Origin of the sequence: Adlercreutzia equolifaciens, assembly GCF_029076695.1 — a bacterium.
Taxonomy (GTDB): Bacteria; Actinomycetota; Coriobacteriia; order Coriobacteriales; family Eggerthellaceae; genus Adlercreutzia; species Adlercreutzia equolifaciens_A.
The window spans coordinates 1-287 of sequence record NZ_JARFIK010000652.1; the positions used below are offsets into that span (position 1 = coordinate 1).

Annotated in this window: 1 protein-coding gene; it reads left to right on the plus strand. The window is 45.6% G+C overall.

The features are described from left to right. Positions 1-281: TIGR04086 family membrane protein (locus PZH32_RS13980; protein WP_275208874.1), on the plus strand; the 281-nt coding region annotated here is incomplete at its 5' end. Between the last annotated feature and the right edge of the window lie 6 nt (positions 282-287).

A 287-nucleotide genomic window follows, 5' to 3' on the forward strand; every position in this document is an offset into this window, starting at 1 on the left:
TGACGCTTCTGCTTTATAAGATGGGGCTGAGTGAACAGAAGGTAAATATTGGAGTGATCCTGATCTACGTAATCGCAACGTTTTCAGGAGGATTTGTAATGGGGAAACTTTCCATGACGCATAAATTCCTGTGGGGACTTCTGACAGGAGTGCTGTACTGGGGGCTGCTGATGCTGATCTCTTTTGGAATCTATCATTCACTGCAGGCTGAAATGGGAAGCCTTCTTACAACACTTCTTTTATGTGCAGGTGGAGGAATGCTGGGAGGAATGGTTTCCTGATTGCTG